The organism is Ellagibacter isourolithinifaciens, assembly GCF_008831035.1.
Lineage (GTDB): Bacteria > Actinomycetota > Coriobacteriia > Coriobacteriales > Eggerthellaceae > Ellagibacter > Ellagibacter isourolithinifaciens.
Window position 1 is genome coordinate 97,830 of the sequence record NZ_WAJR01000006.1, and the last position, 8,926, is coordinate 106,755.

General features: G+C 59.8%; 8 protein-coding genes. 6 read left to right on the forward strand and 2 right to left on the reverse strand.

Features of this window, described 5'->3' with window-relative positions:
* Positions 1-50: 50 nt before the first annotated feature.
* From F8C90_RS04120 to F8C90_RS04145, 6 genes are all read left to right on the forward strand, one after another.
* A complete protein-coding gene (locus tag F8C90_RS04120) occupies positions 51-1,076 on the forward strand; it encodes a PRC-barrel domain-containing protein (protein WP_158049180.1) in 1,026 nt (341 codons plus the stop codon).
* Between the two features lie 39 nt (positions 1,077-1,115).
* Positions 1,116-2,006, forward strand: coding sequence for a TVP38/TMEM64 family protein (locus F8C90_RS04125; protein WP_246155778.1), 891 nt, complete (start codon positions 1,116-1,118; stop codon positions 2,004-2,006).
* A gap of 149 nt (positions 2,007-2,155) precedes the next feature.
* A complete protein-coding gene (locus tag F8C90_RS04130; RefSeq protein ID WP_158049181.1) occupies positions 2,156-2,794 on the forward strand; it encodes a TM2 domain-containing protein in 639 nt (212 codons plus the stop codon).
* Between the two features lie 159 nt (positions 2,795-2,953).
* A complete protein-coding gene (locus tag F8C90_RS04135; RefSeq protein WP_158049182.1) occupies positions 2,954-3,898 on the forward strand; it encodes a beta/alpha barrel domain-containing protein in 945 nt (314 codons plus the stop codon).
* Between the two features lie 264 nt (positions 3,899-4,162).
* The gene (locus F8C90_RS04140; RefSeq protein WP_170264537.1) at positions 4,163-4,825 is read left to right on the forward strand and encodes a DUF8052 family protein; all 663 of its coding nucleotides are present in this window, start codon (positions 4,163-4,165) and stop codon (positions 4,823-4,825) included.
* A gap of 31 nt (positions 4,826-4,856) precedes the next feature.
* Positions 4,857-6,665: a carbon starvation CstA family protein gene (locus tag F8C90_RS04145; RefSeq protein WP_158049184.1), complete on the forward strand. Its 1,809-nt coding sequence runs from the start codon at positions 4,857-4,859 to the stop codon at positions 6,663-6,665.
* A 143-nt stretch (positions 6,666-6,808) separates the two neighbouring features.
* Here F8C90_RS04145 and F8C90_RS04150 read toward each other — a convergent pair whose 3' ends face one another.
* Both F8C90_RS04150 and F8C90_RS04155 read right to left on the reverse strand, forming a co-directional pair.
* Positions 6,809-8,398, reverse strand: a complete 1,590-nt coding sequence (locus F8C90_RS04150) for an ATP-binding protein (RefSeq protein ID WP_158049185.1) — start codon at positions 8,396-8,398, stop codon at positions 6,809-6,811.
* Positions 8,399-8,486: 88 nt separating this feature from the next.
* Positions 8,487-8,783, reverse strand: a complete 297-nt coding sequence (locus F8C90_RS04155; RefSeq protein ID WP_158049186.1) for a hypothetical protein — start codon at positions 8,781-8,783, stop codon at positions 8,487-8,489.
* Positions 8,784-8,926 lie beyond the last annotated feature (143 nt).

Sequence of the window (8,926 nt, forward strand, 5' to 3'; positions counted from 1 at the left end):
GTGCGGTTTCCACTGCATACAGCGCGCCCCTCTGATTTTCCGGGGACAAAATGGCAAGCAATCTCATCACAACCAAGGAACTCCACAACGTTCGCGTCATGGGCGGGAAGAACGCGACGAAGCGCATCGGCAAAGTGCGCGCGTTCGTTTATCATCCCAAGGAGCGCCGGTGCGTCGGCATCATGGTCAAGCGCCCCGACTTGCTCTGGATGTTCCACCGCAAGGACCTGTTCGTCTCGCTTGACGGCTTCGAGTTCGAGGACGGGCGCGTCGTTTTGTCAGACGACTCGAAAACGCGTGACAAAGCGGCTTGCAAGGCGATTGACGTGCGTTTGGACGACTGCGTCATCTGGGGCGGAATGCCTGTGGTCACCGAGTCGGGCGCGACGCTTGGCACCGTTGGTGTGGTGACGTTTAGCCTGTTGACAGGCAAGGTTGAGTCTTTCTTGGTCGATACGGGGGCGACGGCAAACGCGCTTTTGGGCACGCGCTCGGTCCCAGGCGATCTCGTGCTGGGCTTCCGTCGCGGCATCGGATGCGCCCTCTCGGGTGAATACGAGGGATCGGACGAGAACCCCGTCCTCGGTGCCATTCTGGTGAAGGATGAGGCGGCCGAAATCGCGATCGAAGGGGGCGCTGCCGAGAAGGCGGGCGCCGCCACCGCCGTCGCCATGGACAAGGCGCATACCGCGGTCGACAAGGTGAAGCCCAAGGTCAACGAAGCTGCGCACGCTGCTGGCGACGCGGTGAACAAGGGAGCTTATGCGACCGGCAAGCAAATCGGCAAGGCGACGGGCATGTTCTCCGAGTTTAAAGAGGAATACGACAAGGCGCGCGGCCCCAAGCCCGAGAAGAACCGCGCAACCGACGAGGAAGCCCTTGCCGTTGACGACGTTGAAGAGGACACAACCGAGGTCGTCCCCGATGAGGTCCCGAAGAAGAAGCCGGCGAAGAAGGCCTCTCAGGATTCGGCGTCAGAGGGAATCGGGCGCGCGGTCGGCAGCCAGCTCAAGGCTGCCGGCGGCATGTTCTCGGCGTTCAAAGAAGAATTCGACAAAGCTCGTCGTGACGACTAGGTGAGACGCGTGCAAAGCAATGCAGAAAGCGATTCTGAAGTGAGCAATGGAAGCATCAGCCTGAAAAATCCGCAGGTGAAAGCCTCGTCGGGTGGAAAAGGAGCACAGGTGGAGACGCCGGCTCAGCCCGAGCGCGCAAGCGAGCACCGCGAGACGGTGAAAGAGCGTGCCCACGAACGTCGCGAGGCCGCGCGCGAGAAAGCGCAGGAGGTCACTACGGTTCGCGGTCGCGAGATGACGCGCGGCGATATCTTCAAGTTTGGCGGGCTTATCGCGTTTTTCGCATTGATGGTCATCGTCGTCATCCTGATTTGGCCTTACATCCATGAGGCGTTCGAGCCGGGCGGGCTCAGCCGCGTGATCGACGACGTGCGCAACGCGGGCCCCCTAGGGTTTCTCATCCTTTTGGCTATGCAGTTCATGCAAATCGTCGTGGCGTTCATTCCCGGTGAGGTCGTTCAGATGGCAGCGGGCATGATGTATGGCCCCTGGCTCGGTGCCGCGGTCGTCTTGCTCGGATGCATCATCTCGAGCGCGTTTGTGTTCGCGGTCGTTCATCGTCTGGGCGCGCCGTTCGTGCGGGATATGGTTCCCACGAAATACCTCGACAAATTCAACGCTTTCGAGGAAAGCGGCAAACTGTCCATCGTGGTGTTCATCTTGTTCTTGATTCCCGCAATGCCCAAAGACACGTTCACGTACCTGGTCCCGCTCACGAATATGCGCATGCGCGATTTCCTCGTTCTGTCGAACGTGGGCCGCATCCCGGGTATCGTCATCTCAACCTATGCGGCAAACGGCCTGGTGGACGGTAACATCACGCAAAGCATCATCATCTTTGCGGTCGTTGCGGTCATCGCAATCGTTGCGATTGTCTTCCGCGACAAGATCATGAACCTCTTCCATCACGATAAAGGCGAAAACGATTGATAACGTCGGTGCAGGCGGCAAGTGCGTGACGCCTGTGGACGCCGGTATTCCGCGAGGTGTCGGCTCGATAACGGGCACGTAACGCAATCGCGGGTTGCGCCTACCTGCGGCTATCATGAGTTCGAGGACGCAGGTCGAAAGGTTTTCCCATGAGCGATTCCAACAACACGAACGATGAGATTGCCGCCGCCGAAGCGGCGTTGAAAGAAGCGCAGGAGCGCCTTCGCGTGGCGCGCGAGAAGCAGGCTCAAGGCGGCCAGCCCGAGGGATCAAGCGAAATCGGCGGGGTGGACCAGCCAGGCGGGGCAGGCCGGTCGAATCAGCAGGGCCACGATGCCTGGAGCCAGGCCTACCAGCAAGGCCACGACGCTTGGAGCCAGTCCTCCCAACAGGCGAGCGACGTCTGGGGGCAAACCCACTGGCAAGCAAACTGTCAAGCCTACCAGCAGTCGCAAGGTCCCTGGCAGGCGAACCAGGCGTACTCCCAGCCCTATGGCCAGCCGTACCAGCAGCCCTACGCGCAGGCTGCCCCAAACACGAAAGACCATGTAGCGGCGGGGCTTTTGGCCATCTTCCTCGGCAGTCTCGGCATCCACAAGTTCTACCTGGGCTACAACACGCCGGGCTTCATCATGCTCGCCGTCACTATCGTGGGCAGCATTTTTTCTTTGGGGCTCGCGGGCCTTGCCATGGTGGTCATCTCCATCGTCGAAGGCGTGCTGTACCTCTCCAAATCGCAGACAGAATTCGAGCAAATCTACGTCTTCAATAAGAAGGAATGGTTCTAACGGCAGGCACCGGCTGCTTTTGCCTGCGTCGCATATCGCTTGCCGACGCGCGCGGCGCGCGGGCCTCCCTTTTGCTAGAATATCTTCCGTGCGTCGCCCGACGAATCGCCGATGTTTCGGCCGCGGCGCCTTATATCGCATCCTAAAAGGAGGATCAACATGCCGAAAATCACCCGTGATCAGGTTCGTGTTCCCGCAGACGTCATGCCCGAGTCCCGCGAGGAATACATCGACAATTACCTGAAGGCCACGCGTGGAACCGGTCGACTCATGCTCTTCGCATGCGACCAGAAGATCGAGCATTTGAACAAGGACTTCTACGGCGAGGGAATCGACCTGGCCGACGCCGAGCCCGAGCATCTCTTTGAGATCGGCCGTCAGGGCGTGTGCGGTGTTTTGGCTGGTCAACGTGGTCTTATCGCCCAGTATGCTGCCGATTACCCCGAAATCAACTACCTCGTGAAGATGAACTCCAAGACCAACTTGGTGAAGACTTCGCAGGACGATCCCTACTCGCCCCAGCTCTACGATTTGGACGCCATCCTCGCCATGCGCGAAGCGGGCGTGAACATCGTCGGCCTGGGCTACACCATCTACCTGGGCAGCGAGTACGAGTCCACCATGATGGCCGAGGCTGGCGAGCTCATCGCGCAGGCGCACGCGAACGGCCTGCTCGTTGTGCTGTGGATCTACCCGCGCGGCAAGGCCGTCACCGCCGAGAAGGATCCCGACCTCATCGCGGGCGCTGCCGGTGTGGCGCTTTGCCTCGGCGCCGACTTCGTGAAGGTGAACCCGCCGAAGCCCGAGGGTGACGATACGCGCACTCCCGCCGAAGCCCTGAAGGTTGCCTCCATGGCCGCGGGCCGCACGGGTCTCGTGTGCGCAGGCGGTTCGACCGTTGACGCGAAGACGTTCCTGACGCAGCTCTACGATCAGATTCATGTCGGCGGCGCCTGCGGAAACGCAACGGGTCGCAACATCCATCAGCGTTCGCTCGACGAGGCAGTGCGCCTCACGAAGGCGATCAGCGCCATTACGCTGGCTGATTATTCAGTGGCTGACGCCCTTGCGGTGTTCAACGGCGAGAAGGATTTCAGCCTGTAGCCGACAGGCCGCGTCGGCACGTCGATGCGGGCGAGCTTGCTCGCCTCAGAGGGCTCAGTTGATGCACGGCAAGCACGTTATGAAAGCGCTTGGGAGTGGATTTCACCCCAAGCGCTTTCTTTTTGGGAAAAATCTTTGTGCATTCGCAAAAAAATGCCGATTTTTATGTTACCGAGCGGTTACCTAGGACATAAAATAAGCCGTTCGCATTGAGGCGTGGGGTGCGACGATTGCGGAGCAGAAAGGTTTTCGGATTTCTTGAGCGTGGGTTCAGCAGTTCAACCAGATGCCAAAGGCACTGGCGAGCAGGTCGAACAGGCAGGTTCGTCGGACAACTTCGAAAGGGCGGTGGCCGAACATGTCGCCGCATCGGACGGAAAGCCAGCCCTTCGGTCTTCAGACGAGGCTTTGAAGGCACAGGACGAAAAGCAGCTGGTGCTGAAACGTATTCTCGCTGCACATGAAGCATTCTTCGATGTGCATCGGGATTACGAGTTCGCAGGGAGATCATTTCCCGGCTTTGCTGAATTTCATTCGTTTGGCGAGCAATATGTGCTGGTCAAACGCGCAAAGCTGTGGGAAGCAAACTCTCATGAGTATCTCTTTTTCACCTATGCGGAAACCTTTGACGAAGCCCAACTCGACAAATGGGTTCGGTTTATGAAGGAGCGCGGCCTTGAGAAGGTTACGTCCGAGCCGAATCATATGTCGTCGGGGCTTGCCCTCGTAGTCATCGCCGATAATTGCACGGAAGGCGCGAAGCGCGCGGTCCGGAGGGTTCGGTTTCGAAAGAACTTCGCTCTCGGGTTTCGCGGTTGGGCGGATCTTCGCGTGATTGTAGCCGACCTTTCAACTCGTTGCGTCTATGCGAACGCTGCTGGGAAGCAGGTGGCTTCGACAATCGAGGCTAATCTGCGCCTGGCGTAAACGCACTTCAGACATACGTAAGGAACCTTCAATGAACGCATTGATTATCTTCCTTGTTGCTATGGTCATCCTGGTCATCGGCTATGTGTGCTACGGTGGCTGGCTTGCCAAGCAATGGGGAGTCGATCCAAAGCGCCCGACTCCGGCCCATGAGCTGGAAGACGGCGTGGATTACGTGCCGGCGCCGCCCTATGTGGTGCTCGGCCACCACTTTTCGTCGATTGCCGGCGCAGGCCCGATCAACGGCCCGATTCAGGCGGCGGTCTTTGGCTGGGTGCCCGTGCTTTTGTGGGTGCTCGTTGGCGGCATCTTCTTCGGCGCCATGCATGACTTCGGCGCCTTGTTCGCCTCGCTTCGTCATAAGGGCCAGACGCTTGCCGTCGTCGTCGCGGAGAACATCGACAATACGGCGAAGAAGCTCTTCTGCATCTTCGCGTACTTGACGTTGCTGCTGGTCGTGGCTGCATTCGCCTCCATCGTTGCGAATACGTTCGTCGTTTCCGCCTCGGCGGCCCCGGCAACCAACCTCGCCAACGAGCAGACGGCCATGATCTCGGTCATCTTCATCGGTGTCGCCGTCGTCTACGGCTTCGTCACGCGCGGCCGCAACATCCCCGGCCCCGTGAACATTGTCTCTGCGATCATCCTGATTGTCATCATGGTTGCCATCGGATACAGCTTGCCGCTTATGGGCATTGCGATCTCGCTCGACTATGACACGTGGATGATCATCCTCGGCGTGTACATCCTGGTCGCCTCCGTTGCCCCGGTGTGGATTCTCCTGCAGCCGCGCGACTACCTCTCAAGCTACCTGCTCTACGGCATGATCATCCTCGCCATCATCGGCATCGTGGGCGCAAGCATCATGGGCGCCGCGACCGACCTGCAGATTCCGGCGTTCACCGGCTTTGTCGCCTCCAACGCCGCTTTCGACACCTCCACCGGCCAGCAGCTCGTCGACGAGGCGGGCAAGACCATCACGAACAAGGCCGCCGCTTCCGGCTTTTTGTTCCCGGCGCTGTTCATCACCATCGCGTGCGGCGCAATCTCCGGCTTCCATAGCCTCGTCGCTTCGGGTACCACGTCTAAACAGCTCGACAAGGAGGGCCAGGCGCAGCCGATTGGTTATGGCGGCATGCTCATCGAGTGCGTGCTCGCGGTGATCTCGCTATGTGCCGTCGGCTTCGTGTGGAGCAAGTACGCGGCTGGCGGATATGCGTCCCCGACGGCGGTCTTTGCGGACGGCCTTTCGCAGATGCTCGCCTGCATCCCCGGTCTTGCCGATGTGCAGGGACTCGCATATGCGCTGCTCATCCTTGCTGTTTCCGCATTCTGCCTGACTTCGCTCGACACGGCGACGCGCCTTGCACGCTACATGTTCCAGGAGCTTTGGACGCCGGTTGACAAGAAGCCCGAGGAGCTCACGGGCGTGCACAAGTTCATGGCGAACCCCTACGTGGCCACCATCATCACCGTGGTCATCGGCATCATCCTGGGCATGACGGGCTACTCCATCATCTGGCCGCTGTTCGGTGCCGCGAACCAGTTGCTCGCCGCTCTTGCCCTGCTTGCTGTGTGCGCATGGCTCGGCAACGCCGGGCGCAACAACAAGATGTTCTTCGTGCCGATGGCGTTTATGCTGCTCGCCACGTTGACGTCGCTTGCTATCACCTTCTACCAGAAGGTCACCACCATCATGACGAGCGGCATCGCGCTCGCGCCGGTGCTGCAGGCGATTCTCGCCGTGCTGCTGTTTGTGCTGGCTATCGTGCTTGCTGTGAAGGGCGTGAAGACGATTGTCGCCACTGCGAAGAAGCAGAAGGCATCCTCCGCCGAGTAGCTTGGCGGCCCATAGTTCTTTCCGCGAAGAGACGCGCCCCGTAAAGAAGGCGCGTCTCTTCTTTTTTGCCGCGGGCGCGAGCTCGTGTTTTGCCCAGGCGACGGGCGCTTATGGGGTGGCTCCTCGTCCGCGTTCTGCTAGCGTCAGCAGCCGCTGCAGCTTCCGCACCCGCACGATTTCTTGGATGCTTCGGCTTTGCGAGCCTCCTCGTCGGCGGTCGCGAGTGCGTCTAGGTCGATTGCCTGGAGACGTTTCTCCAGGTCGGATTGACCGCTCGCGGCGAGAACATCCTTCCCGTGTTCGGCGTAGGCTTCGCTTCCGAAACGGCTTGCAAACTGCGAGGTTCCCTCGCGTGCGGCGAACTCGGCGGCGAAGGCGACCATTTCCCGCCCATTCCCGAAAGTGCTCTCAATGAATCCGAACGCGCACTCAATTTCCCGTGCGCATGCCTCGGAGCGCTCTTTCATTTCTCTCACGCGAGCCGAATAGGCGCGCTCTATAACGGAGAATGCCGTTTTTCCGGAAAGCGCGCGCTCGCCTTCGCATGCGCCTGCGAACTCGGAAAGCCATGTTGCGCCAAGGCGATAGGGCCGCAGCTTCTTTGCGGGTGCCCCTGCTTTTTCATCGAGCGCGGCTCGCTGCATGAGCGCGCAGGATGTGTCCTCGAGTGCGTCCTGCGCGTTTTCGCCGCTCAGAATAGCGGGCTTTTCCTCCCTGATCGCGTCGCGCACCACGCGCACGACCTGCTCGGTCTCGACGACTGCTCCGGTGTGCGCGTCGAGCGCGTCGAGAATCAGACGTGCGAGCGCCAGCCTCTCGTCGAAGCGCGCCGCTCTCGCTCGCTCCCTTATCTCGTCGGGGGCGCTGCCTGCAAGAATCGCCGAAATCTGATAGTCGGAGCGATATTTCGTGAACAGCAGGTAGTATTGGGCGAATCGCTCGGCAATCGAGTCGTCTTGCAGGAACTGGTCGACGAGGATGCGGTCGACCGTCTTGCCCTTCATCTCGCGAAGCTTGATGATGCGCGACAGGTCGTCCCAACCGCGCGCAGTGACGAACGACTTGCCATCGGGCGTCGATTCGACGGAGTAGAAGTGGTCGGGCTTCACCTCGAGGTACGACAAAATCGCAGGATGAACGCCTGTTTTGAGCGCATAGGCGCGCCAGGCTTCAAGGTCGGGCTCGACGGCAATCTTGCGCAGTCGGTCGAGGGTCACCACGTCGAAATCGTACACCGACCGGTTGTACTCGGGCGGATTGCCCGCACACACCACAATCCATCCGTCGGGAATCTTATGTCGCCCAAAAGTCTTGAACTGCAGAAACTGCAGCATCGAGGGATAGAGCGTCTCGGACACGCAGTTGATCTCGTCAAGAAAAAGAATTCCCCGGTCATGCCCTGTTTCCTCGCGGTAATCGTAAATCGATGCAATGATTTCGCTCATCGTGTACTCGCTGACGTCGAACTCCTCGTCGCCGTAGCGCTTGTGTACGATGAAAGGCAGGCCGAGCGCGCTTTGCCGCGTGTGGTGCGTCATGGAATACGACACAAGCCCGATGCCGAGCTCTCTTGCCACCTGTCCGACCACGGCTGTTTTCCCAATGCCGGGTGCGCCGAGGAGGAACAAGGGACGCTGTGCTTCGGGCGCGATGAGATAGGCGCCGGTTTCATCGCGGGTGAGGTATCCCTCGACGGTTTCCTCAATCTGGTTTTTCGCTTCTGCGATGTTCATACAGGGAACTCCTTTCGGAATGGCCGCCCAGCGTCGCGCATCGCGGCGCGGAGGGCGCCTAGTTGTCGGTATCTTTGCCGAGCTTTCCTTACAGCTCGAATACGTCGTCTTCGTCCATGATTACCTTCATTGCCCAAGGTGGCACCTTCCTTTCTCGCGGCGTGTCGTCCACAAACACGAACGCCGTCTCGTAGGCAGGTGGGGTTACGGGGTATTTTCCCAGGCCATCGGTGAAATAGATGAGCCCCTTCAGGTTCGCGAGCTCGCGTGTGCGAACAAGCTCGTCGACGTATTTGAACACGGGGCGGAAATCGGTGCCGCCGAATCCGCGCGTGACGAATTCCTCGAAGGCGCGGTCGATATCGCGAATTGAGGTTATCTTCACATCGCGCGTGATATCGCGGTAGTGTCCCGAATGTTGGTGTAGAGCTCGGTTCTCGAGGGTAGCCGCAGGCTGCCCGAGGAGCCGAGAATCACCTAGAATGCCGTCATTCTAGCGCATGCTACGCCGCCTTCCTGCCGGGAATC